The sequence below is a fragment of the Pseudomonas sp. FBCC-B1667 genome, assembly GCF_059133255.1.
Genome location: NZ_CP101437.1, coordinates 4,992,154 through 5,017,754 on the forward strand (window position 1 = coordinate 4,992,154; position 25,601 = coordinate 5,017,754).

Below are 25,601 nucleotides of genomic sequence, written 5' to 3' on the forward strand. Positions count from 1 at the left end.
CGTGGCCAAGAAGCCGAAGATTCTGCCGTCCATTGAGTGGCTCGAGCCACGGGTCCGTGCGATGCGCGCCGTCAGCCTGCTGTGCTTTTTCGGTCTGGTGGGGCTGTTGTGCGCCTACTACCTGGTGTTTGCCGACCTGCATGGCGCGCGGCCGTGGGTGATTCTGCTGATCGAGCTGGTGCCGCTGCTGTTGCTGGCGCCGGGAATGATCATCGGCAGTGCCCGTGGGCATTCGTGGATGTGTTTTGTGGTGAACCTGTATTTCATCAAGGGCGCGCTGGCGGCGTATGACCCGAATCGGCAGCTGTTTGGGTTGCTGGAGATGGGCGCGAGCCTGGCGGTCTTTTGCTCGGCGTTGCTGTATGTGCGGTGGCGGTTTCAGCTCAATCGCAAGCTTGCGGGCGAAGGTGAGATTAGCGTCGCCTGACAGACCGCTATCGCGAGCAGGCTCACTCCTGCACTGGATCTGTGGCGTTCACAAATCCCCTTCAGGAGTGAGCCTGCTCGCGAAGGGGGCGACTCGGCTTTAATGATTGACGGTATAGGCCAGCATCATCGAAATCTGGCTCATCGCCCGCCCGCCGCTCTGTTCATGCCACTGGTTGAACACCTCCTGCACCAAGGCCAGGTCGCGCAAACTGGTCGGCACCTTGTCGACGATCTTCTGCGCATTCAACGCCGCGACCACGTCGTAACTCGGCACAAACGTGTCTTTGCCGACCATGCGCAAGAAACGCGGTGCCGACAAACCGCCCAATTGATGGCCGCGTTTTTTAAGGTACGTCCACAGCCCGACGATATCCGTCACCGGCCAATCGGCAATCAATTCACCGAAGCTGCCCTTCTCATGCGCGACGTCCAGAATGAACTGCGCATTGCGCGGCACGCTTTTGAGCTTGCCCAGGTGGCGGATGATCCGCGCATCCTGCATCAAGCGTTCGAGGTGCTCGGCACTCATCAGCACGACTTTTTCCGGGTCGAACTTGAAGAACACCTCTTCGAAGGCCGGCCACTTGGCGTCCACCAGGCTGTGCTTGAGGCCGGCGCGAAACACCCGCAGGGCCATGGTCGAGAGGTAACGGTCGTCGCTGATCTTGCGCAATTGTGCCGGGGTTTTCGGAACGGGCAGATGGGCTTCCAGTTCAGCTGCTGAACCGAAGCGGTTCAGACAGTATTCGTGCAGCCACTTGTAATCGCGCATGCCCTCTCCTGAGGTAATCGAAAAACCTGTGGGAGCGGGCTTGCTCGCGAAAGCGGTGTATCAGGCAACATTGATATCGACTGACACGACGCCTTCGCGAGCAAACCCGCTCCCACAATTTTGTTCAGAGGTTTACAACGTTGACGAAGCGCGAAGCCGCCGTCTCGTCGATCTTGAGGCTGGTGAAATCAAACAGGTTGCGGTCCGCCAATTGTGACGGCTGCACATTTTGCAGGCTGCGGAAAATGCTTTCGGTACGGCCCGGGCTCTTGCGTTCCCAGTCTTGCAGCATCTCCTTGACCACCTGACGTTGCAGGTTTTCCTGAGAACCGCAGAGGTTGCACGGGATGATCGGAAATTGCTTGAGGTCCGAATAGGCCTGGATGTCTTTTTCGTTGCAGTAGGCCAGCGGCCGAATCACCACGTTGCGCCCGTCATCGGCGCGCAGCTTGGGCGGCATGGCCTTGAGCGAACCGTTGAAGAACATGTTGAGGAAGAACGTCTCGACGATGTCGTCCCGGTGATGACCGAGGGCCAGTTTGGTCGCGCCAATTTCATCGGCAAAGGTGTACAGCGTGCCGCGACGCAGGCGCGAGCACAGCGAGCAAGTGGTCTTGCCTTCCGGGATCAGTTCCTTGACCACCGAGTAGGTGTCTTTCTCGACGATGTGGTACTCGATGCCCAATGCCTTGAGGTAGGCCGGCAGCACGTGCTCCGGGAACCCTGGCTGCTTCTGGTCCATGTTCACGGCCACGATCTCGAACTTGATCGGGGCGACCTTCTGCAAGTGCATCAGCACGTCGAGCATGGTGTAACTGTCCTTGCCGCCGGACAGGCAGACCATAACCTTGTCGCCGTCTTCAATCATGTTGAAATCGGCAACAGCCTCGCCAGCCTGACGACGAAGGCGCTTTTGCAGTTTGTTCTGGTTGACCGTGAGAGTGCCCATGACGCGAATCCGTTAGGTGTGACGAAAGGCCGGCATTTTACGCAAAAACCCATCAGGGGCGAAGTGCCCACGGTCTCCTGTCTGCACGCACAGACCCGTCGGCGATTAACCAAGGTGTTTACAGCGCGATTTGCTCTAAGCCCCTCTTACCTGTGCGGGTAAGTCCTTTCTATACTGCGACATAAGGTCGCATTCAAATCCAGACCTTTACTTACGCGGCCACTTTGGCCTGTAAGCGCTCCAATGGGGGGCGACGGTAAAAACAAGAGGAGTGACTGGCATGATCCATCACGTAGTGGGGCTCTTCACCCACCCCGACCAGGAATGGAAAGAAATCCGTGGCGACCAAGAGGAAAGCATCAGCCACATGTACCTGACCCACACGCTGATTCTGGCGGCGATCCCTGCCGTGTCGGCGTTTATCGGCACCACGCACGTCGGCTGGGTTATCGGCAGCCGTGCACCCGTGATGCTGACGCAGGAAAGCGCGCTATGGATGACGATCATGTCGTACGTGGCGATGCTCGGCGGTGTTGCAGTGATGGGCGCGTTCATCCACTGGATGGCTCGCACCTATGACGCCAACCCGAGCCTGGCCCGTTGCGTCGCGTTTGCGACCTACACCGCGACTCCGCTGTTCATCGGCGGACTGGCGGCGCTGTACCCACACATGTGGCTGGGGATGATCGTCGGGACGGCGGCCATCTGCTACACGGTGTACCTGCTGTACGTGGGGCTACCCACTTTCATGAACATTCCATCAGACGAGGGGTTCCTGTTTTCAAGTTCGGTGCTTGCGGTAGGCCTGGTGGTGCTGGTCGCCATCATGGCGTTCACAGTCATTGTCTGGGGACTCGGCGTGGGGCCGGTCTATACGAACTAATGGTTTTTTCCACCCAAAAACAAGATCTGCCAATACAGGCCGCCGCAAGGCGGCCTTCTAATGCCGGAGGCGACGACCATTCGGCGCCTCGGCGATTCGCAAGACTCCAGGGTTGCGGCATACTCGACGTCTCTGGAGATCCATCAAGCATGCCCGAGCAACTCAATACCCGCGTCGAAGACTGTTACCTACTCGCCGAATCCTTTTTCAAACGAACTTTCAAACGCCCCGTGGTGAGCCTCAAGCTGCGCGGTCAAAAAGCCGGTGTCGCGCATTTGCATGAGAACCTGCTGCGCTTCAACCCGCAGCTGTACCGGGAAAACACCGAAGATTTCCTCAAGCAAACCGTGGCCCACGAGGTCGCGCACCTGATCGCTCATCAGCTGTTTGGCGACCGCATCCAGCCACACGGTGAAGAGTGGCAGCTGATCATGCGCGGCGTGTACGAACTGCCGCCCAATCGCTGCCACACCTACGACGTCAAACGCCGCCGCGTGACGCGCTATATCTACAAATGCCCGTGCGCAGACAGCGATTTCCCGTTTTCGGCGCAGCGCCATGGTTTGGTGCGGCAGGGCCGGCGGTATTTGTGCCGGCGGTGCCGGAGCACCTTGGTGTTTAGCGGGGAGATGCGGGTCGAATAGCAAGATTTGCGGTGCATGTGCCGGCCCCTCCGCGAGCAAGCCCGCTCCCACATTTAAGCGCATTCCCCTGAAACAACTCGGTCGAATGTGGGAGCGGGCTTGCTCGCGAAGAGGCCCTCTACCCCACTACAAAATCACCTTGGCACACCGCAATTCTTCGATCCGCTGCGCACTAAACCCCAACTCCCCCAACACCTGATCCGTATGCTGCCCCAGCGCCGCACCGATATGCCGAGGTTCAGGCAACCCGTCTGAAAACTTCAACGGACAGGCCATCTGCGCCTGCGTTGAACCATCCCCACGCGGCACCTCAGTCACCAACTCCCGCGCCTTCAACTGCGGATGCGCAATCGCCTCACCCAGATTCAACACCGGCTCAACACACGCATCGAGTTCGGCAAACAGCCCACACAACTCATCAAAGTCATGTTTCTCGAATTCAGTCTTCAGCGCGTCCTTGAGCTTTTTCTGGTCCGCAGGCTTTGGCGACAAGCCCAGGGGCGACAACTCCTCCAGCCCCAACGCCGTACACAGTTGCTTCATAAACACCGGCTCCAGGCTGCCCACCGATAACCAGCGTCCATCCCGTGAACGGTAATAGTCATAGAAGCTGCCGCCATTGAGCATCTGGTCTTCCCGGCCCGGCTCCGCACCGCACGCCAGGTACCCGGCGCCGCCCATGGCGTTCAGGCTGAACGCGCAGTCAGTCATGCTCACGTCCAGGTGCTGGCCCTGCCCGGTCTGTTGCCGGGCGATGACCGCCGCGAGCAGGCCGATGACCCCGTGCAGCGAGCCTCCGGCGACATCCGCCACTTGCATGCCCAACGGCAGCGGCCCGCTGTCGGCGCGTCCGGTATAGCTGGCCAGTCCCGCCAGCGCCAGGTAGTTGATGTCGTGGCCGGCTCGGTCTTTGTAGGGGCCGGTCTGGCCATAACCGGTGATCGATACGTAGATCAGCTTCGGATTGATCGCTTTCAAGGCTTCATAACCCAGCCCCAGGCGCTCCATCACGCCGGGGCGGAACTGCTCCAGCACGATGTCATAGTCGGCCAGCAACTGCTTGATCAGCTCCAGCGCCTCGGGCTGCTTGAGGTCCAGCGCCAGGCTGCGCTTGTTGCGGTTGAGGTAGGCGTGACTCGCGGACACCCCCTGATCATGCGGCGGCAGCACCCGCAGCAGATCCATGCGAGTCGGCGATTCGATGCGCAACACCTCGGCGCCCATGTCCGCCAGCAACAACGAGGCAAACGGCCCCGGCAACAGTGTCGAAAAATCCAGAACCTTGAGTGATGCCAATGGCCCGAGCATGAACGATCTCCGTGAACGATGCCTCCAGCCTAGGCAGCCATTGGCATTGCAGCAATCACCCGAAGTGTCAGCAAAGGTGACTGTTAAGCTCAAATCACGGGCAAGAAAAAACCCGCCGAAGCGGGTTTTTCATTCAACGCGTGTTACTTGACGTTGGTTGGGGTTGGGCCTTCAGCCACGCCCAGGTCGTCTTCTACGCGTTCGTCGGAGATACCGCGACCGCCAGAAGCCAGTTCAGCGTGCATCACGTCAACGTCCAGTTCCTTGACCCACTTGGCCACAACCAGGGTGGCAACCGCGTTACCCACCAGGTTGGTCAGGGCACGGGCTTCGGACATGAAGCGGTCGATACCGAGGATCAGCGCCAGGCCGGCGACCGGCAGGTGGCCAACGGCGGACAAGGTAGCGGCCAACACGATGAAGCCACTACCGGTCACGCCAGCGGCGCCTTTGGAAGACAGCAGCAACACCACCAGCAGGGTGATCTGGTGAGTGATGTCCATGTGGGTGTCGGTCGCCTGAGCGATGAACACGGCCGCCATGGTCAGGTAGATCGCAGTGCCGTCGAGGTTGAACGAGTAACCGGTCGGGATCACCAGACCCACGACAGATTTTTGCGCGCCCAGGCGTTCCATCTTGATCAGCATGCGTGGCAGTACCGATTCCGAAGAAGAAGTACCCAGCACGATCAGTAGCTCTTCACGGATGTAGCGAATCACTTTCAGCACGCTGAAGCCGTGAGCGCGAGCAATGCCGCCCAGAACGACCAGCACGAACACCACGCAAGTGATGTAGAAACACGCCATCAGTTGACCCAGCTGCACCAGCGAGCCAACACCGTAGGCACCGATGGTGAACGCCATGGCGCCGAAGGCACCGATAGGCGCGAGCTTCATGATCATGTTGATGATGTTGAACATCACGTGGGCGAAGCGATCAATGAAGTCCAGCAGCGGGCGGCCGTAGGCACCCAGGCGATGCAGGGCGAAACCGAAGATCACCGAGAACATCAGCACTTGCAGGATATCGCCGGTGGCGAACGCGCCGAAGATGGTGTTCGGGATCACGTTCAGCAGGAAGCCAACCACGCTTTGATCAGCGCCGGCCGCCACATACTGAGCGACTTTGGAGGCATCCAGCGTGGTCACGTCGATGTGCATGCCGGCACCCGGCTGGACAATGTTGACCACTACCAGACCGACCAGCAACGCGATGGTTGAAACGATTTCGAAGTACAGCAGCGCATAGCCGCCGGTCTTGCCGACCGACTTCATGCTCTGCATGCCGGCGATACCGCTGACCACGGTGCAGAAGATGATCGGGGCGATGATCATCTTGATCAGTTTGATGAACCCGTCACCCAGCGGTTTGAGGGCCACACCAGTCTGCGGATAAAAGTGACCGATCAAAATGCCGATAATGATGGCAACGATCACCTGGAAATACAGGGATTTGTACAGTGGCTGACGAGTCGTCATTGCAAAGTTCCTCAAGAGTGCCCGGTGACAACATCCATCTGTTGTCCATGGCACCTGAATTGCGAACCCTCCTGCTTCTGGAGGGATTTGTTTTTGAGCTGCGCGACGGCAGGCATCTGCTCGTTGTATCGCAAGGCCCGTGCCACCTTCGCCAAATTGCCCGCAAGCCTTTTGACATCAAGGGTTACAGGTTTTTCTTCGTCACTGAGCGATGACACCGATGTGGCGGATTTCCGCCCATCCACCCGACCTCATCCTGCAATTTGGCGGATATCCGCCTTGTTCGTCACTGATGAGCGCGGCTACCATCCGTCGTTCAATGGACGGACCTGCCTTCTATGCGCGAACGCACCATCGCCAGTCATTTCGCCCGTGCCGCTCTCGGTGGCGCGCGCCGGCTGGGATATGACTATTCAGACCTGTTGCAGCAACTGGGCATCAGTCCCGAGCTGCTGGACGAACCGCGTGCGCGAATCGCACCTGAGCAGTTCACCCGTTTGATCCAGGGCCTGTGGCTGGCACTGGACGACGAATACCTCGGCTTCGGGCCGGTCCCGAGTAAAACAGGCAGTTTCGCGATGATGTGCCACGCCGTGATCCACTGCCGCACTCTGGAAAAAGCACTGCATCGCGGCTTATTGTTTTATAGCTTATTCCCCGACGGTCCGCGTCTGACCCTCACCCGCGAAGACGAAATGATCCGCCTGGGTCTCGACGATTCGAAGTTCCACGACCCGGACCATTTCCTCACCGAAAGCCAACTGATGGTCTGGCACCGCCTCGGCAGTTGGCTGATCGGCCAGCGCATACGATTGGAGCAGGCGACGTTCAGTTATCCAAGACCCGAACACGGCGCCGAATACGACTTGCTGTTCCCCTGCCCCATGGTGTTTTCCTCAGCGCAGAGCAGCCTGCTGTTTCACAGTCGTTACCTGAACATGCCGCTGCTGCAGGACGAACGCACCCTCAAACATTTCCTCGAACATTCCCCCGCCGACCTGCTGTCGCGCCCGGATGACGGCGACAGCCTGAGCAGCCAACTGCGCCGCTTGCTCAGCCGCGACAGCGCTCGCTGGCCAGACCTTGAAGCCGTAGCCGCGCACATGCACATCAGCCCCCAGACGTTGCGACGCCATTTGCGCGAGGAAGGCTCGAGTTTTCAGGAATTGAAGGATCAGCTCAGGCGCGATATTGCGATTTATCACTTGGGGCGCGCGGATTTGTCGTTGCAGCAGATTGCTGAACAGCTGGGGTTTTCCGAGCCTTCGGCGTTTCATCGGGCGTTCAAGAAGTGGACCGGGGTGACGCCAGGGGCTTATCGGGCGCAGGAGAGTTGATTTTGCGTTGAAGCGGCTGGCCCCTTCGCGAGCAAGCCCGCTCCCACCTTTAACCGGGTTGACCCAGATCTAATGTGGGAGCGGCGGTGCGACGATTCGACTTGCTCGCGAAGAACGATGACGCGGTCTACCTGACTGAATAACTGCTAAGGCGGATCGAGTCTGTCCAGCATCCGGTTCACCGCCAGTTCCCCCAGCATCACAACCTGCGCAATCCCCAGCACCGTGTTGCGCTGCGTCCCCTCCACCTGCCCCGCAAAATCACTCAGCATCACACTCGCCGACGCCATGGTTTCACAGGCGCTGACCAGCAAGGCTTCATCATTGGTGTCGGGCCCGACGAAGTAGAGAGTGCTGGGTTTGCGCGGAGTGTCTTTGGGAATGACCGGTTTGAGGTAGAAGTCGAGGGCGCGGTCGGCGGCTTTGTTGAGTTTTTTTGATTCTGGGGTTTCGTAGGGGGAGACGTCGTCGGTATCGGTTTCTGGCGGGTTGGGCGTGATTTTGAACATGTGCAGCTCCGTGGTTGGTTGAGCCGCCACGACCTATCGCTAAACAAGTAAAGGTGGCGGCTGTACGCAGGTTAGCGATCCGGGACACAGAAACCCCGGGTAGACCTCGAAGGTCTCCCACGCACAGCCGCCATTACGCGAATTTCAGCTTTTGCGTCTGTGTAGGGTATCGGATCGCTAAACCCGATCGCTGATTCGTCAGCGACCCGCAAACGATAGAACCCACGCCCCAGACGCACAAGCCGGCGGATTCTGGCGTAGTCGTAGGCAACGGCGCAAGGATGTGTAGCCTGAGTGAGTGTCTGGAGATGTTTTTTAAACATCTCTGTTTATTGTTCACACTGTGGGCGTTGTGGTGGATGGGCTGGCCCTTTCGCGGGCAACCCCGCTCCCACATTTGACCGGGTTCCTGTTGGAGAAATGCAATCGAATGTGTGCGAGCTTGCTCGCGAAGAGGCACGAAAGAACACCGTCAACCTTTCAGTCAAACCACCGGAAAATGAATCCGGAACGCCGCCCCGCCCATCGGCGAATCCCCCAGCGTCAGCTTCGCGCTGTAGCTCTCGATAATGTCCTTGACCACCGCCAGCCCAATCCCCTGCCCCGGATGCTGCCGATCCAGCCGCTCCCCCCGTTCAAGAATCCGCGCACGCTGATCCGGTGGTACACCGGGCCCGTCATCCTCGACACACAGTTCAACCCCGCTCAGCGTTTCACGCACGCTGATGCGCACTTCACCCAGGCACAGCCGATAAGCGTTTTCCAGCAGGTTGCCCATCATTTCCAGCAAGGCGCCCTGCTCGATCGGCACGTAACACGGTTGCGGCAGGTCGAAGGCGACGCGCACGCGTTTGTCGCGGTAAACCTTGTCCAGTGTGTCGCACAGGCTTTTCAGCACCGGTTGCAGGCGCACCTGGTGGCGCACCAGGCCGCTTTTACGCAGGCTGGCGCGTTGCAGTTGGTAGCTGATTTGTTGGCTCATGCGTTCGATCTGGGTTTGCAGCACCCAGGCCTGCTCGCGGTTTTCCGGGCGCTGGGCCATGTCTTCGCTGACACCTTGCAGCACGGTCAGCGGGGTTTTCAGGCTGTGGGCGAGGTCGTCCAGGGAGTCGCGGTAACGGCTGCGCTGTTCGCGTTCGCTGTGCAGCAAGCGGTTGAGGGAACCGGTCAGGCGCAGCAGCTCGCGAGGGTGTTGTTCGCTGAGGCTTTCGAGGGTGCCGCTTTCGATTTCGTCGAGTTCCTGGCTGAGCCGACGCAAAGCCTGCAGGCCCCAAGTAAGGCCGATCCACAGCAGCGACAGCAACACCAGCAAGGCCGCGCCGAAACCGAGGTAGAGGTTTTCGCGCAGGCCTTCAAGGGTGTTTTCGTACTCGCGCACCGGTTGCAACGTGACGATGCTGAACGCCGCGCTTTTGCCGCCGAGCAGCTTGACCTCGACGTCATAGACGAAGAACTCCTGCCCATTGGCCTCGCGAATCCGCGCGAACTCATTGCCGCGCCCGTCGTAACGCGGCTTGTAGTTAATCAGTTCTTGCCCGGTGGCTTTCGACCGCCAGACCAGGTGTCCTTCACGGTCGAAGATGTAGCCGAGCAAACGGCTGTCGGTCAAGTTGAAGCGCTCATCGGGCAATTGCGCCGGCATTTGCAGGGAATTGTTTTCCACCCGTGCGGCGGAGATCAGCGTGGTGACGTCCGAGGCCAGGCGTTGCTCGATCGAGTCCTGCAACGCCAGGCTGAACGCGCCTTGCATCGCCGGCAGCAACGCCAACATGAACAACACCGCCAACAGTGTGGCGGCGAGCATCAAGCGAACGCGAAGGGAACGAATCAAGTGCAGCGCTCATTGAACAGGTAGCCGAGACCGCGCACGGTGTCGATCGGTTTAAACCCGCCCGGGCCTTCGAGTTTGCGGCGCAGACGGCCGACCAGCACTTCGATGACGTTCGGATCACGCTCGTCGTCATCGGGGTAGAGCTGTTCCATCAAGCGGTCCTTGGCCACCACTTGTTGGTGATGACGCATGAGGTATTCGAGGATCCGGTACTCATACGCAGTCAGCGCCAGCGGTTGTTCATCGAGGGAGGCTTGCTTGCGATTGAGGTCCAGCAGCAGCGGCCCGGCGACGATGGTCGACTGGGTAAAACCGCTGGAACGGCGCAGCAAGGCATTCAGGCGCGCATCGAGTTCTTCGAACTGGAACGGCTTGACCACGTAATCGTCGGCCCCGGCGGCCAGGCCTTCGACCTTGTCCTGCCAGTTGCCGCGTGCAGTGAGGATCAGGATCGGAAAGGTCTTGCCCTGGGCGCGCAGTTGACGAATCAAGTCGAGCCCGCCCATGCCCGGCAGGCCGAGGTCGATCACCGCCAGGTCAAAGTTGAACTGTCCGGTCTGGTAAAGCGCCTCTTCGGCATTGGCCACGGATTCGACCACGTGGCCGCTTTCGGTCAGGCGGGTTTGCAGGTGATGGCGCAACAGCGCTTCATCTTCGACGACCAGCAGTTTCATAACGCTCTCCCGGGCAAATCATCATCTCCAGAGGGCATCAATGCACCTCGATGGCTAACATGGCGACGCCGGATCAGCCTTTTGGTTGATCCGGCGCGGCCCCTTCGCGACGCGCCTGTTAGAAAGCGTAGTTCGCCGACAAGTAGGTCTGGGCGCTGCTGGTCAGGTCCAGCGAGCCCTGTTTGCTGCCACCGCGCTCGCTCATCTCGGTGCTGGCGTTGCTGCGCAGGTAACGGTAACCCAGTTCAACCGAGGTGTTTTGCGAAACCTGCTGCAACACACCGACTTGTCCGCCGATGGCATAACCGATGTCGCTGTCACGGCTGTAGCCTGAGGACTCCTGAGTCAGCTTGGTGAGGCCAGCCGTGGCACCACCAAACAATTTAGTGCTCCCGCCTACCGGGTAAAACAGATCGTAGCTGCCCAGCAGGTTTTCCTGGCGTAGTTTAATGCCATTGTGCGACCCCGACACGTTGTCGTAAGTGGCGTAGTAGCGGCCCTCGCTGTTTTGCTTACCCAGACGCACACCATAAGTGGCGTCTTTGCCAATCACGCCGTCGGCGTTCGGATGGTCAAGGTTGTCGTTCAGGGCGTGGGATTTTTTGACCTTGTCGCTGGTCTGTCCAAGAGTAAGGCTGGCGAAATTATCGTCGGAGGCCAACGCCGCAGTGCTGGCGCCCATCACGGCGAAAGCCAGAAGCAGTTTTTTGAATGTAGTCATTGGGGAGTTTCCTCATGCACTATTTGCTTTTTGGGTACGGGGCAAGGTTACTCACCCCCCCCTGAACTCCCCCTGAACGCACTCTGAACCTGAGCTGAATCAGATCCACCCCGCTGTTTTGATCACTTTCTTGCAGGAGATTCGGCCATGCGCGTTTTCCTCGCCCTCGTATTACTCGCCTTGAGCGGGCTGACTCAAGCCGCTATCAAGACTCAGGAAATCCCTTATCAAAGTGCCGATGGCACGAAAATGATGGGCTACTACGCTTACGACGACGCTATCAATCGCCCACGTCCCGGTGTGGTGGTGGTGCATGAATTCTGGGGACTGAACGACTACGCCAAGCGTCGCGCCCGTGACCTCGCCGGTCTGGGCTACAGCGCGCTGGCCATCGACATGTACGGCGGTGGCAAAAACACCGAGCACCCTAAGGACGCGATGGCGTTCATGCAGGAGGTGCTGAAAGACAGCTCAGCGGCGGCAGCGCGTTTTCAGGCCGGACTTGAGCTGTTGGAACGGCAACCGCAAACCGATCCGAATAAAGTCGCGGCGATTGGTTATTGCTTCGGCGGTGGCGTGGTGCTAAACGCGGCGCGCCGGGGCTCCCCGCTGCTGGGGGTGGTCAGTTTCCACGGCGCGCTGGCGACCAATACGCCAGCAACCCCTGGGAGTGTGAAAGCGAAAATACTGGTGGAACATGGGGCGCTGGACAGTATGGTCACACCGGATGCCGTCACCGCGTTCAAGGCTGAAATGAACAAGGCCGGCGCCGACTATCAATTTGTCAGCCTTGAGGGCGCCAGGCATGGGTTCAGTAATCCGGATGCGGACCGGTTGAGCCATGGCGATCATGGTGGGCCGGATATCGGGTACAACAAGGCGGCAGATGAGCGCTCATGGGCGGATATGCAGGCGTTTTTCAAAAAGATATTTGGCTAGTCATTAGCCCCTCGCCACAAAAGCCATCACTACTACCCAGTCTGGACGCTAAACGGCAAAATGCCCGACATGAATCCCGCCCCCGCCCTTCCCGCCTGCTGCACCCCGCTCGACGCTCATTGGCCGCTGCCGTTTGTGCTGCCCGATGCGGCGTTGCTGAGTACCCACTTCGAGAGCTCGCAACTGACCATCGATGATTTCCGGCGCAGCGCCATCGAGCCGCCGGCGAGCATTCAGCGCTCGGTCGCCAAGCGCCAGGCCGAATTTCTCGCCGGACGGGTGTGCGCTCGGGCCGCGCTGCAACAATTGGAAGGCCTGAATTTTATCCCGGCCATCGGCGAAGACCGGGCGCCAGTGTGGCCCGCGCACATTGCCGGCTCCATCACCCACAGTACCGGCCGGGCGGCAGCGATAGTCGCGAGGAAAACCGATTGGCGCGGGTTGGGGATGGACCTGGAAAACCTGCTCAACCCGGAACGGGCCGAGCGCCTGGCCGGGGAAATTCTCACGCCACCGGAGTTGCAGCGCATGGCCGCCGGGCGTCGCGATGATCTGGCGATGTTGGTCACGCTGACGTTTTCGGTGAAAGAAAGCTTGTTTAAAGCGCTGTACCCGATTGTTAAGCAGCGTTTTTATTTTGAACACGCCGAGGTGCTGGAATGGACCGAGGCCGGTGAGGTGCGGTTGCGCTTGCTAACGGATTTGTCGAATGAGTGGCGACATGGGACGGAGCTGGAGGCGCAGTTTGGGGTGATGGAGGGGCAGTTGTTGAGTCTGGTCAGCATTAAAGCCTGAAGGTGTGTGGTGTTTGGGCCGGCCTCTTCGCGAGCAAGCCCGCTCCCACATCAGATCTGAGTCAACTCGGTAAAATGTGGGAGCGCGCGTGCTCGCGAAGGCGGCTTACCATTCACCACAGGTCTCAGCGCTTTTCCTGATTGCGCGGCCAACTCAAACTGAAACAGGCCCCCCCCAAACTCTTGCTCTTGCTGATCAACGCCCGCCCGTCATGCCAATGAATAATCCGCCGCACAATGGACAACCCTAACCCATGCCCGCCCGACGCCCGCGTCCGGCTGTCATCCAGGCGCAGGAACGGCGTGAAAATGCGTTCCCAGGCCAACTCCGGCACACCCGGCCCGTCATCCTCGACGTCCACCCGGCAACGCTGCTGCCCCACCTGATAACTGACGGTCACCCGCGACGAAGCGTGGCGCATGGCGTTGCTGACGAGATTCTGGATGGCCCGATGCATGTAACGTGGTTCCGCCTCAACCCAGGCATCATCGCAATCCGCTGCCGACAGGCACAGCCCCCGCTGCACCGTAACCTCGGCGCGTAACGGCGCCAGTTCTTCGATCACTTGATTGACCAGCGCATCCAGATCGATCCGTTGGAAATTCAGTGCCGGCGAGCCTTGCTCCAGCCGCGCGTAGGTCAGCATCTCGTCGACCAGTTTGTCGAGGTCCTCGATGTCGTGGTCCATGCCTTCGCGGTACTTTTCCAGCTGCTGCGGCGTGGTGGCCGAGCCGATCATCTCCAGGCCGAAACGCAGGCGTGCCACCGGAGTGCGCAGTTCGTGGGACACGGCGCGCACCAGTTCGCGCTGGATCGCCAGCAATTGCTGCAAGTGCTCGGCCATGCCGTTGAAGGCCGCGGCCAGGCGCCCCACCGAGTCGGCGCCGCGCGCCGGCACGCGGGTTTCCAGGCTGCCCTTGGCGATGCGCGTGGCGGCGGCTTCTAAGCCACGCAAACGACGCTCCAATTGGCGCACCAGCAAGTAGACGATCAAACCGATCAGGCTCAACCCGAGCGCCGCGATCAACACCAGCCATTGCGGCGGGTAGGGATTCATCTGGTACAGCGGACCGATCTCCAGCACCCACGGCGTCCCGACCATGCCGGCAAACACCCGGATCGAGTCGCCCCCCTTGCCCAGCGCCATCACCGTGTCGCCCTCGGACACTCGACGGCTCTGGTCTTCGTCCATGTCCGCCTGCTCGACCTTGACCAGACGCAAGTCGAAACCAAAGCCCTTGTCTTCTTTCAGCAGCGCCAGCCGCTCGGGCTGCTCCGCCACCGGGTAGCGCACCAGTTCATCGACCAGCAGATAAATAGTGGCACGGGCCAGTTGTTCGCTGATCTGCTGCACCTCGCCCGTCAGCACAAGCTGTTCCTTGTCACTGACCAGTCGATAGACCTTGGCCGCGTGCGGACCGGTCTGCTCCACCAATGCCTGGCCGCGCAGTACGCGGGTGCGCTGGGTCAGATCGAGGTCGGTCTGGGCAAACGTGGTCAGTGCCAGTGGAATGCCGAGCAAGCGCTCCCAGACCAGCAAGGCGCGATGACGCTCGGTTTCGTTCATCGGCTTGAGGTTGTCGGCCATCAACGAAAACGTACCGTGGGCCAGGCGCTCGCGGTATTGCTCGCTGCGCACCTCATTGAGCAGATGCAACGCCAGCACGCCCAGCACCGCGACCAAAATCAACGCCGCGCACATGCCGCCATAAATGCGCAGGAAGATCGAGTTCACAGCGACGGGTCTACGCAGGCTTCGGGAACGAACAGATAGCCCTTGCTGCGGATGGTCTTGATCAGTCGCGGGTGCTCGGGGTCATCGCCTATTTTCGGGCGGATGCGCGAGATACGCACATCGATGGAGCGGTCCTGGCCGTCATAACCGATGCCGCGCAAGGCGGTGAAAATCTCTTCCCTGGACAGGATGCGCCCGGCGTTGGCGACCAGCAGCCAAAGCAGGTCGAACTCGGCGCTGGTCAGCTCGATGCCGTTGTCATGCAGCCAGGCTTCACGCAATGCGTTGTCCACCACCAGCGGACCGAACTGCAGGCGCCGCTGTTTTTCCGGGATGGCCTCGGGGGCTTCGCTGCGGCGCAACAGGGCCTGGATGCGCGCCAGCAACAGGCGCGGGCGCACCGGTTTGCACACGTAGTCGTCGGCACCGAGGTCGAGGCCGAGGATCTGGTCGGTGTCGTCGGTGCGGGCAGTGAGCATGAGGATCGGGCCATCATATTTGTCGCGGACCTTGCGGCAGATGCTCAGGCCATCTTCACCCGGCAGCATCAGGTCGAGGATCACCAGGTCCGGTTTCTCTTTAATGATGCGTGCCGCCGCCAGCGCACCGTTGCCTTCGATTGATACGCGCAAGCCATTGGCTTCCAGGTAATCGCGGGTCAGTTCGGCCAGACGCTGGTCGTCCTCCACAATCAATACCTGCCAGGCTTCTTGCTCCACGATGACCTCTGCTTGCCAACAACACTTATAAGGAAGGATCCGCCCGTCTTTTTGTAATGATTGGGGAGGATAAGAATGCGTAACCATGGGGCGATTGTATAAACGCCGCCCGCCGAGAACACAAGCCGGCAAATGCGTTCGGACAACCCGGTTTTTTGTGATAGGGTTCGCGCCCTTAAAATTCCAACCGGCTGTTTTCAATCGTTGAAATTCGATGAAAAACGGCTCGATCCAGCTAGGTCGCGGCCTGCACGTGCGTTCCACCTTTCACACACAATTTACGCACAGGTTTATCCACAGGCAGTACGTTGCAACACCCTCCAAAACGCATTATCTTGTACCTCGGCGCCAAAAAAACCCTACATGTAGGGTTTTAGCTTAAAAGCCCAACCACATTTCAGACCAGAAACTCAAGCGCTTTATTGCCTGTTTATGGTTGAACCAAGCACGAATTTACAAGCCCAAACCGCACAGGCGGATGGCACCGTTTTTTTCCGGCCAGAACAGCCGAAACGGTACGGGTGTTGCAGTCTTGAACTGGCACCCCTGAAAGGAATCCGGTTTCGAGCCCAGGCTCGCGACCAAAAACTTCGGCAAGGAAGCGGCATCATTAGCCTTTTTCCTACTGTCCCGAAGTTGTTATGCCCGACCTCCGTCGGTTGTAGTGCTTTTGGACAGAACGGTGGGCACCTTTAGGGTGCCCAAACAAACATAGAGAATGTGGAGACACCCCCCCCATGCAAACCGACACAACTCGCGAGAACCCGCAGGGCACCTTGCCGCAGGCCGCTGATTCGACTTCGGATCTGTCCGCCACCGCGCCTGGTCAACTGCGCGTGATCAAGCGTAACGGCACTGTCGTTCCTTACACCGATGACAAGATCACCGTCGCCATCACCAAAGCGTTTCTCGCAGTTGAGGGCGGCACCGCTGCCGCCTCGTCGCGAATCCATGACACCGTGGCCCGCCTGACCGAACAAGTCACCGCGACCTTCAAGCGTCGCATGCCCTCGGGCGGCACCATCCACATCGAAGAAATCCAGGACCAGGTTGAATTGGCCCTGATGCGTGCCGGCGAGCAGAAAGTAGCCCGCGACTACGTGATCTACCGTGACGGCCGTTCGAAACAACGCGCCGCCCACGCGCCGGCCGAAGAAGCGGTCAACGCGCACCCATCGATCCGCATTACCCGCGCCGATGGCACCTTTGCTCCTCTGGACATGGGTCGCCTGAACACCATCGTCACCGAAGCATGCGAAGGCCTGGAAGAAGTCGACGGCGACCTGATCCAGCGCGAAACCCTGAAAAACCTGTACGACGGCGTGGCCCTGACCGACGTCAACACCGCCCTGGTGATGACCGCCCGTACCTTGGTTGAACGTGAGCCGAACTACTCGTTCGTGACCGCTCGCCTGCTGATGGACACCCTGCGTGCCGAAGGCCTGAGCTTCCTCAACGTTGCCGAAAGCGCGACCCACCACGAGATGGTCGACCTGTACGCCAAGGCGCTGCCTGCGTACATCGCCAAGGGTATCGAATTCGAATTGCTGAACCCGGTCCTGGCCAATTTTGACCTGGAAAAACTCGGCAAGGCGATCAACCACGAGCGCGACCAGCAGTTCACGTACCTGGGCCTGCAGACCCTGTACGACCGTTACTTCATCCACAAGGACGGTATCCGCTTCGAACTGCCGCAGATCTTCTTCATGCGCGTGGCCATGGGCCTGGCGATCGAAGAGAAGCAGAAAGAAGACCGTGCCATCGAGTTCTACAACCTGTTGTCGTCCTTCGACTACATGTCATCGACGCCAACGCTGTTCAACGCGGGCACCCTGCGCCCACAACTGTCGAGCTGCTACCTGACTACCGTGCCGGATGACCTGTCGGGCATCTATCACGCGATCCACGACAACGCCATGTTGTCGAAATTCGCTGGCGGCCTGGGCAACGACTGGACGCCGGTTCGTGCGCTCGGTTCGTACATCAAGGGCACCAACGGCAAATCCCAGGGTGTTGTACCGTTCCTCAAAGTAGTGAACGACACCGCCGTTGCCGTTAACCAGGGTGGCAAGCGCAAAGGCGCTGTGTGTGCCTACCTGGAAACCTGGCACATGGACATCGAAGAGTTCATCGAGCTGCGCAAGAACACCGGTGATGACCGTCGTCGTACCCACGACATGAACACTGCCAACTGGATCCCTGACCTGTTCATGAAGCGTGTCTTCGATGACGGCAAGTGGACCCTGTTCTCGCCATCCGAAGTACCAGACCTGCATGACCTGACCGGCAAAGCCTTCGAAGAGCGTTACGAGTACTACGAAGCCCTGACCGAATACCCAGGCAAGGTCAAACTGTTCAAGACCATCCAGGCCAAAGACCTGTGGCGCAAAATGCTGTCCATGCTGTTTGAAACCGGCCACCCATGGCTGACCTTCAAAGACCCGTGCAACCTGCGCAGCCCGCAGCAGCACGTGGGCGTTGTCCACAGCTCGAACCTGTGCACCGAAATCACCTTGAACACCAACAAGGACGAGATCGCTGTTTGCAACCTGGGCTCGATCAACCTGCCGAACCACATCGTCAACGGCAAGCTGGACACCGCCAAGCTGGAACGCACCGTGAACACCGCCGTTCGCATGCTCGATAACGTGATCGACATCAACTACTACTCGGTGCCACAAGCGAAGAACTCCAACTTCAAGCACCGTCCGGTCGGTCTGGGCATCATGGGCTTCCAGGACGCGCTGTACCTGCAGCACATTCCTTACGGTTCGGATGCTGCGGTCGAGTTCGCCGACAAGTCGATGGAAGCGGTCAGCTACTACGCGATCCAGGCTTCCTGCGACCTGGCCGACGAGCGCGGTGCCTACGAGACGTTCCAGGGCTCGCTGTGGTCCAAAGGCATCCTGCCGCTGGATTCGCAACAGATCCTGATCGAGCAACGTGGCCAGAAGTACATCGACGTTGACCTGAACGAATCCCTGGACTGGGCACCGGTTCGCGCCCGTGTACAGAAAGGCATTCGCAACTCCAACATCATGGCCATCGCACCGACCGCGACCATCGCTAACATCACTGGCGTCTCGCAGTCGATCGAACCGACCTACCAGAACCTCTATGTGAAATCGAACCTGTCGGGCGAATTCACCGTGATCAACCCGTACCTGGTTCGCGACCTCAAGGCTCGCGGTCTGTGGGACTCGGTCATGATCAACGACCTGAAGTACTACGACGGTTCGGTGCAACAGATCGAGCGCATCCCGCAAGAACTCAAAGAGCTCTACGCGACTGCTTTCGAAGTGGACACCAAGTGGATCGTTGACGCAGCAAGCCGTCGTCAGAAGTGGATCGACCAGGCTCAATCGCTGAACCTGTACATCGCTGGCGCTTCGGGCAAGAAGCTGGACGTGACTTACCGCATGGCCTGGTACCGTGGCCTGAAAACCACCTACTACCTCCGTGCCCTGGCCGCGACCAGCACCGAGAAGTCGACCATCAACACCGGCAAGCTGAACGCTGTTTCCAGCGGCGGCAACCACGGTGAAGATTCGGTCCTGGCAGCACCGGCCGGCCCTGCTCCAGTGCCAAAGGCCTGCGCCATCGATGAGCCGGATTGCGAAGCTTGCCAATAAGCTGAGCCGGTAGGCGCTGAAAGCCGCTTACCCGAAACCCCCGATCAATCCTCTGGATGGGTCGGGGGTTTTCTTTTGTCTCGAGGAAAGTGGTGACCGAGCTGACGCCATCGCGAGCAGGCTCACACAGTTGATCGTATTCCTCCCGGCCAACTCGGCACCCTGTGGTGCGAACTTGCTCGCGATGAGGCCAGCACAGACAACCGGAATGCCAATACCCCAGACAAATCCAGGCCATAAAAAAACCCCTCTTTCGAGGGGTTCTTTATGCAGCGCTATCAGGCATCAGGTCATCTGAATGATGGTCTGCATGATGGTGCTTTGGGTGGAGATGGTCTTGGCGTTCGCCTGGTAGTTGCTCTGCCCCTTGATCAAATCAACCAGTTCGTTGGTCAGGTTGACGTTGGACTCTTCCAGAGAGTTGGACACCACCGCACCCAAGGTACCGGTTTTCGGTGCATCAACACCGGCCAAACCCGAGGCGAAGGTTTCTTTCCAGCGAGTACCGCCGATGGGCTGCAGGCCTTGTTCGTTGGCGAAGCTGGCGACCGCTACCTGACCGATGGCCTTGGTTTGCCGGTTAGTAAAGTTGGCAGTCATGACGCCGCTTTCATCGATCGTCAGGCTGGAGATCTGGCCAGTGGCGTAGCCGTCCTGGAATTGCTGGGTACGGGCAGTCAACGAATTGAAAGAGGTGGTCTTGGTCATGTCGAAGGCCAAACCGCCCGTAGCCGGAACCGAACCGTTAGGACCCCAGATTTTCGGCGTCACGCCGGCATTGGTCACAACGCCCGGCACCCAACCGGTCAACTGGAAGACTTTACCGGTCACAGCAAAGCCAGGACTGCCGGTCATGGTATTGACCGTACCGTCGGAGTTGAAGGTCACGTTGGCCGTCACTGGCACCGGTGGCTCGGTGGCCGGGTTGGAAGGCGAACGACCGTCCACGTAGGTGTACACAGTCCACGCGTTAGTACCGGTTTTCACGTAGTACTGGTCCAGGTTGTGCTGGTTACCCTGGCTGTCGTAGATCTGCGTGGAGATTGGCTTGTTGTAGCTCAATGGCTCAGCCGGGTTGAACGGCGTAACGGTCGGCAGGGCTTCCGAGGAGTCAAGGTTAATCGTCTGGTCGACGCGAGTGGTCGCCTTTGGCGACAGGCTCGAGGTGTCAATTTTCAGGTCGGTCAGCACGCCATTGATGATCTTGCCATTGTCATCGACGCCGTAACCTTGCAAGCGGTTGCCGTTGTTGTCGACCACGTAGTTTTCGGCGTCAGTCTTGAACGCACCGGCACGGGTGTAGCTCAGGGAACCGTTGTCGCTGAGGATGAAGAACCCGCTGCCCTGGATGCCCATGTCCAGCACGTTGCCCGTGTTGTTCACGTCACCCTGAGTGAACTGCTGGGCAACGTTGGCCAGACGCACGCCGTTGCCGATGGTCTTGCTGCCGGTGCCCAGGCGCGTGGCCGAGTACACGTCTTCGAATTCTGCACGGGACGATTTGAAACCGGTGGTCGCGACGTTGGCGATGTTGTTGCCGGTGACGTCCAGTTGTTTGTTGGCTGCATAGAGACCGCTAAGGCCGATATTGAAAGACATATTCCACTCCTTTGTGCCGTGCTAGTCGGCTCTATATACCAATGGTCTGTACTTTGGACAGGGCAACGCTGCCCAGGCCTGCGAGGTTCAGCATCAACTCACCGCCAGTCTGGCTGATGGTCACGCTGTTGACGGTTGCCGGCAGGTAAGTCACCAGCGAGGTCGCCTTGTTGTCGTAAGTCGCGGTTGCTGCAAACTTGTAAGTGCCGGCCTTGGCCACTTCACCCGCGTCGTTCTTGCCGTCCCAGATGAAACTGGCGTTGCCGGCTTGCTGGCTGCCCAAGTCGATGGTGCGAACGACTTTGCCATCGGTATCGGTGATCTTGATGGTGACCGGGTTCGTCGAAGCCGGAACGACTGCCGTACCGTTGAAACTCTTGGAGGTGTCGACCACAGCCGTGTCGGTCTGGGCAACGACCGAACGACCCACCAGCGAAGAAGCCTGCAACGCTTGCGACGAGTTGTAGTTGCCGGCAATGCCGCTGACCGTGTCGTTGAGCTTGGTGATGCCTTCCAGGCTGCTGAACTGCGCCAACTGAGCGACGAACGCGCCGTTGTCCTGCGGTTCCAGCGGGTTCTGGTTTTTCAACTGCGTCACCAGCAACTGCAGGAACGCATCTTTGCCCAAAGCGTTCTTGCCGGTGGCGCTGCTGGTTGCCGCAGCCAGGCCATCGGTACCGGTGCTCGTGGTCTTGACCGAGGAGTTTGCCAAAACATCCTTGAGGCTCAAACCGCTGGTGGTATCAGTAACACTCATCTGAGTCGCCCCTTATCACTGACCGAGGGTCAGGACCTTCTGCATCATGGTTTTGGCGGTGTTCATCATTTCGGCGTTGGTCTGGAACGAACGGCTCGCGGAAATCATGTCGGCCATTTCTTCGACGACGTTGACGTTCGGGTAGTAGACGTAACCCTTGGCGTCGGCAGCAGGATGGTTCGGCTCATAACGCGCTTCGAGGTTGCTCTGGTCTTCGACCACGCCGAGCACTTGCACGCCTTGACCGGCAGCGTCCTGGCTCTGGAACAGCGAATCGCTGCCACCGTTCTGGCCGCCCTGGAACATGGTGGCGAACACCGGGTGACGGGCGCGATAAGTCTGGTCGATGCTCGACGAGACGGTTTCGGCGTTGGCGATGTTGGAGGCGACGGTGTTCAAGCGCGTGGTTTGCGCACTCATGCCGCTACCGGCAATGTTGAAAACACTGGATAGAGACATGACTTACTCTCCGCGCAGGGCTGATACCAGCCCTTTGAATTTGCTGTTGAGCAGGGTGAAGCTGGCCTGGAAGCCGACGGCGTTTTCCGCGTAGTTCGACTGTTCCAGTTGGGCGTCCACGGTGTTCTGGTCGATCGACGGTTGCATCGGCGTGCGATACAGCAGCGACTCGTCGCCATTGCCCAGGCCTTCAGCTTCGATATGACGGCTGTTGGTCATGTTCAAGGCAAACGTACCGCCCTTGGTTTTCTCGTTCTGTGCGGCAAGCACTTTGGAGAAGTCCAGATCCCGAGCCTTGTAGTTCGGGGTGTCGGCGTTGGCGATGTTGTTGGCCAGGACTTCGGCACGCTGAGCGCGGAAGCCCAGGGCTTGTTCGTGGATACCGAGCGCTTTATCGAAGCTGATGCTCATGTCGGGAAACCTTCGGTGACCTGATTTTTCGTAACGGTGACAAAGCAAGCGGCGTGCCAAATCGAAATACCCCGAAAATCCGGGCTTTGCGGGGAGTGGCAAGGACGGCAATGCCAGAAAAGCGGCAAACGGTGTCCGCTGGATGCCGCTTTTCTGCCGCTTTCCCACGGGCACGCAGATCCAAATGTGGGAGCGGGCTTGCTCGCTCCCACATTTGAATTGGGGTGTTGGCGTGAAATCATCAGGCATAAAAAAACGGGAGCCCCTGAGGACTCCCGTTTTTTGTGCCGCCAACGAATCATTTCGCCTGGTAAATGATCCCCGGGCTGCACTGGACCATCTGGTAATGATCCGGCAAACCGTTCAGCGCTTCGGACGCACCGAGGAACAGATAGCCGCCCGGCTTGAGCGTGCTGTGAATGCGCAACAGGATGTCTTTCTTCACCTCGGCGGAGAAGTAGATCAGCACGTTGCGGCAGAACACGATGTCGAACTTGCCCAAGGCTGCGTAGCTGTCCAGCAGGTTGAACGAGCGAAACTCCACGCGACTCTTGATCGGCGCCTTGATCGCCCAGCGTCCCGGCCCTTTCGGATCGAAGTAACGCTGCAGGCGCTCGGGCGACAGGCCACGGCCGATCGCCAGGCTGTCGTACTCGCCGGTCTTGCAGTTGGTCAGCATGGTGCCGGACAGATCGGTGGCGACAATCTGCGCGCCCATTTTCAACTGGCCCATGTTGACGCGCTCGAACTCGTCGATCGACATCGACAGCGAATACGGTTCCTGACCCGACGAACACGCCGCGGACCAGATCCGCAAGCGCTGGCCAGGAGCGGCTTTGATCGCTTCAGGCAATACCTTGTTCTTCAGCACTTCAAACGGATAGGTGTCACGAAACCAGAGGGTTTCGTTAGTGGTCATCGCGTCCACCACCATCTCGCGCAAACCGCTGCGCGGCTGGGTCTGAATGCGCTGGACCAGCTCACCCAGGGACTTGATGCCTTGCTGTTCCATCAGTTTGTTGAGACGGCTCGAGACCAGGTACTGCTTGTTTTCACCGAGCAAAATGCCACAGGCTTTTTCCAGGAAGACCCGGAACTGTTCGAAATCCAAATTACCCGTAGACAAAGATACCGCCTCTTAAATCGTGTTAACCACCAGGGGCAGAAGGCCCCTAGCTGATATCTGCTGCTTTGATCCGGTCGACTACCCGGGATGCCAGGTCATCAGGACGGAACTTGGCAAGGAAGTCATCGGCACCGACTTTCTTGACCATCGCCTGATTGAATACCCCGGACAAAGAAGTATGCAGGATGATATGAAGCTTTTGCATGCGCGGGTCGTTGCGAATCTCGGCCGTGAGGGTGTACCCGTCCATTTCCGGCATCTCGATGTCGGAAATCATCATCAGGAACTCTTCTTCCGGCTTCTTCCCTTCATCGACCAGCTTTTTCAGATAGTCCAGCGCTTGCCTGCCGTCGTTCAACGCCACCACTTCAACGCCGACCGTTTGCAGGCAACGAGTCACCTGCTTGCGCGCCACTGATGAGTCATCGACGGTCAACACCTTCAAGGACAAAGCCTTGTGCTGGGTTTCGACATCGACCACGCCCACCGAAATCGCTTCCGGGGTGGGTGCCACTTCCGCCAGCACTTTCTCGACGTCGATGATTTCGACTAACTGATTGTCGACCCGAGTCACAGCCGTCAGGTAGTGATCGCGTCCCGTACCCTTGGGTGGCGGATGAATCTCTTCCCAGTTCATGTTGACGATGCGCTCCACCGAGCGCACCAGAAAACCCTGGGTCTTGGTGTTGTACTCCGTGATGATCACGAACGGATTGCTTTGATCTTTCAGTGCGCCGGAGCCGGTCGCCATGGCCAGATCAAGAATCGGAATGGTCGCCCCCCGGATATTTGCCACACCGCACACGACAGGACTGGATTTGGGCATCAACGTCAGTTTTGGGCATTGCAGCACTTCCCGAACCTTGAACACGTTGATCCCATAGAGCTGCTGGCCGTCGAGACGGAACAACAACAGCTCCAGGCGATTCTGCCCTACCAGTTGCGTGCGCTGGTTTACCGCATCCATTACACCAGCCATGCACAGACTCCTACACCAACGCTTAAGTGTGTTGCGACGCACGTTCATTGCTAAACGGCACGGCGCTTGCTTTTTAACTCTTATGAACACAGAACCGACATTTTTCCGACGCCTGACATCACACGCTCGCCAAGTGCTTTGCGCGATGTCGGCCGTCTGCCTGTTCAACGCTGGCAGCCCTGCCCTTGCTGACGCAGTTACCTTGCCTGACATGCTTATCGGCGTCACTCAGGGCTTTCTTGAGTTCACCGTAGAAGACTATTTGGCGACCAGTCAAACCGAAGGTCGTTATGAGATCGAGGTCAAGCAGCTCGATCCGCGCCTGCGCATGCCCATGTGCGACAAGGAATTGACAGCCACCCTGGAGAGCCCGGCGATCCCGATTGGCCGGGTTACGGTCAAGGTTCGTTGCGACAGCACCTCGCCCTGGACGGTGTTCGTGCCCGCTCAAGTCCGCCTGTTTCGAGAGGTTGTCACCACCACCCGCCCCCTCAAACGCGCCGGCTATATCGAGCCCGGCGACGTTATGCTGCGCGAACGCGACATCAGCCTGATCGGCCAGGGTTACTTCACCTCCGTCGAGCAGACGATTGGACAAAAACTTACCCGACCAACGGTCGCCGATCAGGTACTGACGCTGGTCCATCTCGAACAAGCCGAAGTCATCTCCAAAGGCGACCAGGTCGTAATTACCGCCCGCAGCGGTACGCTCAGCGTACGTATGCCGGGCGAAGCCCTGTCCAATGGCGGGTTGCGTGAACAGATCCGGGTAAAAAACCTCAACTCCCAACGGGTCATCAAGGCGCAGGTCATGGCGCCGGGCCAGGTGGAAGTGGCCATGTAGAAACTCTGTGCTTGCGAAAACATGGCGCTGGCCGTGGCGGTTCCCTAAACTGTGCCTCACGCAGGAAATGC

General features: G+C 59.0%; 24 protein-coding genes. 8 read left to right on the forward strand and 16 right to left on the reverse strand.

What is annotated here, in order from left to right; genetic code table 11:
• Position 1: 1 nt before the first annotated feature.
• Positions 2 to 427 carry a DUF2069 domain-containing protein gene (locus NL116_RS23050; protein WP_494374177.1) on the forward strand — a complete coding sequence of 142 codons (426 nt, stop codon included), beginning with the start codon at positions 2 to 4 and terminating at the stop codon, positions 425 to 427.
• Between the two features lie 99 nt (positions 428 to 526).
• Here the strand turns inward: NL116_RS23050 and NL116_RS23055 are convergent, their stop codons facing one another.
• Both NL116_RS23055 and ttcA read right to left on the reverse strand, forming a co-directional pair.
• Complete coding sequence (locus tag NL116_RS23055; RefSeq protein WP_494374178.1) at positions 527 to 1,201, reverse strand: DNA-3-methyladenine glycosylase I; 675 nt, start codon at positions 1,199 to 1,201, stop codon at positions 527 to 529.
• Between the two features lie 124 nt (positions 1,202 to 1,325).
• A complete protein-coding gene (gene ttcA, locus NL116_RS23060; protein ID WP_494374179.1) occupies positions 1,326 to 2,150 on the reverse strand; it encodes a tRNA 2-thiocytidine(32) synthetase TtcA in 825 nt (274 codons plus the stop codon).
• A gap of 280 nt (positions 2,151 to 2,430) precedes the next feature.
• Here ttcA and NL116_RS23065 point away from each other — a divergent pair, with 280 nt between their 5' ends.
• Positions 2,431 to 3,033, forward strand: coding sequence for a Yip1 family protein (locus NL116_RS23065; RefSeq protein WP_494374180.1), 603 nt, complete (start codon positions 2,431 to 2,433; stop codon positions 3,031 to 3,033).
• A 149-nt stretch (positions 3,034 to 3,182) separates the two neighbouring features.
• Positions 3,183 to 3,677 (forward strand): SprT family zinc-dependent metalloprotease, encoded by a 495-nt coding sequence (locus NL116_RS23070; RefSeq protein WP_494374181.1) that lies wholly within the window; start codon positions 3,183 to 3,185, stop codon positions 3,675 to 3,677.
• Positions 3,678 to 3,803: 126 nt separating this feature from the next.
• Here the strand turns inward: NL116_RS23070 and NL116_RS23075 are convergent, their stop codons facing one another.
• Together NL116_RS23075 and NL116_RS23080 are read right to left on the reverse strand one after the other, a co-directional pair.
• Positions 3,804 to 4,985 carry a CaiB/BaiF CoA transferase family protein gene (locus NL116_RS23075; RefSeq protein ID WP_494374182.1) on the reverse strand — a complete coding sequence of 394 codons (1,182 nt, stop codon included), beginning with the start codon at positions 4,983 to 4,985 and terminating at the stop codon, positions 3,804 to 3,806.
• Positions 4,986 to 5,128: 143 nt separating this feature from the next.
• Complete coding sequence (locus tag NL116_RS23080) at positions 5,129 to 6,463, reverse strand: dicarboxylate/amino acid:cation symporter (RefSeq protein WP_494374183.1); 1,335 nt, start codon at positions 6,461 to 6,463, stop codon at positions 5,129 to 5,131.
• Between the two features lie 338 nt (positions 6,464 to 6,801).
• Here NL116_RS23080 and NL116_RS23085 point away from each other — a divergent pair, with 338 nt between their 5' ends.
• A complete protein-coding gene (locus NL116_RS23085; protein ID WP_494374184.1) occupies positions 6,802 to 7,800 on the forward strand; it encodes an AraC family transcriptional regulator in 999 nt (332 codons plus the stop codon).
• 146 nt (positions 7,801 to 7,946) lie between these two features.
• On the opposite strand, the gene NL116_RS23090 is transcribed toward NL116_RS23085, so the two are convergent.
• The 4 genes from NL116_RS23090 to NL116_RS23105 form a co-directional block, all read right to left on the reverse strand.
• Complete coding sequence (locus NL116_RS23090; protein WP_494374185.1) at positions 7,947 to 8,309, reverse strand: DUF6124 family protein; 363 nt, start codon at positions 8,307 to 8,309, stop codon at positions 7,947 to 7,949.
• A gap of 484 nt (positions 8,310 to 8,793) precedes the next feature.
• On the reverse strand, positions 8,794 to 10,140 hold the full coding sequence (locus tag NL116_RS23095) for an ATP-binding protein (protein WP_494374186.1): 1,347 nt from the start codon (positions 10,138 to 10,140) through the stop codon (positions 8,794 to 8,796).
• Positions 10,137 to 10,814, reverse strand: coding sequence for a response regulator (locus NL116_RS23100; RefSeq protein WP_494374187.1), 678 nt, complete (start codon positions 10,812 to 10,814; stop codon positions 10,137 to 10,139). The genes NL116_RS23095 and NL116_RS23100 overlap by 4 nt, the downstream gene beginning before the upstream one ends.
• A 118-nt stretch (positions 10,815 to 10,932) precedes the next feature.
• Positions 10,933 to 11,535, reverse strand: coding sequence for a hypothetical protein (locus NL116_RS23105; RefSeq protein ID WP_494374188.1), 603 nt, complete (start codon positions 11,533 to 11,535; stop codon positions 10,933 to 10,935).
• Positions 11,536 to 11,682: 147 nt separating this feature from the next.
• Between NL116_RS23105 and NL116_RS23110 the strand changes: the two genes are divergently transcribed.
• Positions 11,683 to 12,474, forward strand: a complete 792-nt coding sequence (locus NL116_RS23110; protein WP_494374189.1) for a dienelactone hydrolase family protein — start codon at positions 11,683 to 11,685, stop codon at positions 12,472 to 12,474.
• A 69-nt stretch (positions 12,475 to 12,543) separates the two neighbouring features.
• Positions 12,544 to 13,269: a 4'-phosphopantetheinyl transferase family protein gene (locus NL116_RS23115; protein WP_494374190.1), complete on the forward strand. Its 726-nt coding sequence runs from the start codon at positions 12,544 to 12,546 to the stop codon at positions 13,267 to 13,269.
• A gap of 124 nt (positions 13,270 to 13,393) precedes the next feature.
• On the opposite strand, the gene NL116_RS23120 is transcribed toward NL116_RS23115, so the two are convergent.
• Positions 13,394 to 15,004 carry an ATP-binding protein gene (locus NL116_RS23120; protein WP_494374191.1) on the reverse strand — a complete coding sequence of 537 codons (1,611 nt, stop codon included), beginning with the start codon at positions 15,002 to 15,004 and terminating at the stop codon, positions 13,394 to 13,396.
• Entirely contained in the window at positions 15,001 to 15,723 is a 723-nt protein-coding gene (locus NL116_RS23125) for a response regulator (RefSeq protein ID WP_494374192.1), read from the reverse strand. Before NL116_RS23125 ends, NL116_RS23120 begins: the two co-directional genes overlap by 4 nt.
• 737 nt (positions 15,724 to 16,460) lie before the next feature.
• On the opposite strand from NL116_RS23125, the gene NL116_RS23130 reads away from it, so the two are divergent.
• Positions 16,461 to 19,355 (forward strand): ribonucleoside-diphosphate reductase subunit alpha, encoded by a 2,895-nt coding sequence (locus tag NL116_RS23130; RefSeq protein ID WP_494374193.1) that lies wholly within the window; start codon positions 16,461 to 16,463, stop codon positions 19,353 to 19,355.
• Positions 19,356 to 19,640: 285 nt separating this feature from the next.
• Here NL116_RS23130 and flgE read toward each other — a convergent pair whose 3' ends face one another.
• The 6 genes from flgE to NL116_RS23160 form a co-directional block, all read right to left on the reverse strand.
• The gene (gene flgE / locus NL116_RS23135; protein WP_494374194.1) at positions 19,641 to 20,954 is read right to left on the reverse strand and encodes a flagellar hook protein FlgE; all 1,314 of its coding nucleotides are present in this window, start codon (positions 20,952 to 20,954) and stop codon (positions 19,641 to 19,643) included.
• A 31-nt stretch (positions 20,955 to 20,985) separates the two neighbouring features.
• The gene (gene flgD / locus NL116_RS23140; RefSeq protein ID WP_494374195.1) at positions 20,986 to 21,711 is read right to left on the reverse strand and encodes a flagellar hook assembly protein FlgD; all 726 of its coding nucleotides are present in this window, start codon (positions 21,709 to 21,711) and stop codon (positions 20,986 to 20,988) included.
• A 15-nt stretch (positions 21,712 to 21,726) separates the two neighbouring features.
• A complete protein-coding gene (flgC, locus tag NL116_RS23145; protein WP_123432836.1) occupies positions 21,727 to 22,170 on the reverse strand; it encodes a flagellar basal body rod protein FlgC in 444 nt (147 codons plus the stop codon).
• 3 nt (positions 22,171 to 22,173) lie between these two features.
• On the reverse strand, positions 22,174 to 22,581 hold the full coding sequence (flgB, locus tag NL116_RS23150; protein WP_027923954.1) for a flagellar basal body rod protein FlgB: 408 nt from the start codon (positions 22,579 to 22,581) through the stop codon (positions 22,174 to 22,176).
• A 298-nt stretch (positions 22,582 to 22,879) separates the two neighbouring features.
• Entirely contained in the window at positions 22,880 to 23,707 is an 828-nt protein-coding gene (gene cheR / locus NL116_RS23155; protein ID WP_010457158.1) for a protein-glutamate O-methyltransferase CheR, read from the reverse strand.
• A gap of 46 nt (positions 23,708 to 23,753) precedes the next feature.
• Entirely contained in the window at positions 23,754 to 24,686 is a 933-nt protein-coding gene (locus tag NL116_RS23160; protein WP_494374196.1) for a chemotaxis protein CheV, read from the reverse strand.
• Between the two features lie 82 nt (positions 24,687 to 24,768).
• On the opposite strand from NL116_RS23160, the gene flgA reads away from it, so the two are divergent.
• Positions 24,769 to 25,530, forward strand: a complete 762-nt coding sequence (gene flgA, locus NL116_RS23165) for a flagellar basal body P-ring formation chaperone FlgA (RefSeq protein WP_494374197.1) — start codon at positions 24,769 to 24,771, stop codon at positions 25,528 to 25,530.
• Positions 25,531 to 25,601: the final 71 nt, after the last annotated feature.

Excerpts from the sequence above, each read along its gene's own strand:
- NL116_RS23055 (WP_494374178.1), bottom strand. The coding sequence starts at position 1,201 with ATGCGCGATTACAAGTGGCTGCACGAATACTGTCTGAACCGCTTCGGT.
- ttcA (WP_494374179.1), bottom strand. The coding sequence starts at position 2,150 with ATGGGCACTCTCACGGTCAACCAGAACAAACTGCAAAAGCGCCTTCGT.
- NL116_RS23065 (WP_494374180.1), top strand. The coding sequence starts at position 2,431 with ATGATCCATCACGTAGTGGGGCTCTTCACCCACCCCGACCAGGAATGG.
- NL116_RS23070 (WP_494374181.1), top strand. The coding sequence starts at position 3,183 with ATGCCCGAGCAACTCAATACCCGCGTCGAAGACTGTTACCTACTCGCC.
- NL116_RS23075 (WP_494374182.1), bottom strand. The coding sequence starts at position 4,985 with ATGCTCGGGCCATTGGCATCACTCAAGGTTCTGGATTTTTCGACACTG.
- NL116_RS23080 (WP_494374183.1), bottom strand. The coding sequence starts at position 6,463 with ATGACGACTCGTCAGCCACTGTACAAATCCCTGTATTTCCAGGTGATC.
- NL116_RS23085 (WP_494374184.1), top strand. The coding sequence starts at position 6,802 with ATGCGCGAACGCACCATCGCCAGTCATTTCGCCCGTGCCGCTCTCGGT.
- NL116_RS23090 (WP_494374185.1), bottom strand. The coding sequence starts at position 8,309 with ATGTTCAAAATCACGCCCAACCCGCCAGAAACCGATACCGACGACGTC.
- NL116_RS23100 (WP_494374187.1), bottom strand. The coding sequence starts at position 10,814 with ATGAAACTGCTGGTCGTCGAAGATGAAGCGCTGTTGCGCCATCACCTG.
- NL116_RS23105 (WP_494374188.1), bottom strand. The coding sequence starts at position 11,535 with ATGACTACATTCAAAAAACTGCTTCTGGCTTTCGCCGTGATGGGCGCC.
- NL116_RS23110 (WP_494374189.1), top strand. The coding sequence starts at position 11,683 with ATGCGCGTTTTCCTCGCCCTCGTATTACTCGCCTTGAGCGGGCTGACT.
- NL116_RS23115 (WP_494374190.1), top strand. The coding sequence starts at position 12,544 with ATGAATCCCGCCCCCGCCCTTCCCGCCTGCTGCACCCCGCTCGACGCT.
- NL116_RS23130 (WP_494374193.1), top strand. The coding sequence starts at position 16,461 with ATGCAAACCGACACAACTCGCGAGAACCCGCAGGGCACCTTGCCGCAG.
- flgE (WP_494374194.1), bottom strand. The coding sequence starts at position 20,954 with ATGTCTTTCAATATCGGCCTTAGCGGTCTCTATGCAGCCAACAAACAA.
- flgD (WP_494374195.1), bottom strand. The coding sequence starts at position 21,711 with ATGAGTGTTACTGATACCACCAGCGGTTTGAGCCTCAAGGATGTTTTG.
- flgC (WP_123432836.1), bottom strand. The coding sequence starts at position 22,170 with ATGTCTCTATCCAGTGTTTTCAACATTGCCGGTAGCGGCATGAGTGCG.
- flgB (WP_027923954.1), bottom strand. The coding sequence starts at position 22,581 with ATGAGCATCAGCTTCGATAAAGCGCTCGGTATCCACGAACAAGCCCTG.
- NL116_RS23160 (WP_494374196.1), bottom strand. The coding sequence starts at position 24,686 with ATGGCTGGTGTAATGGATGCGGTAAACCAGCGCACGCAACTGGTAGGG.
- flgA (WP_494374197.1), top strand. The coding sequence starts at position 24,769 with ATGAACACAGAACCGACATTTTTCCGACGCCTGACATCACACGCTCGC.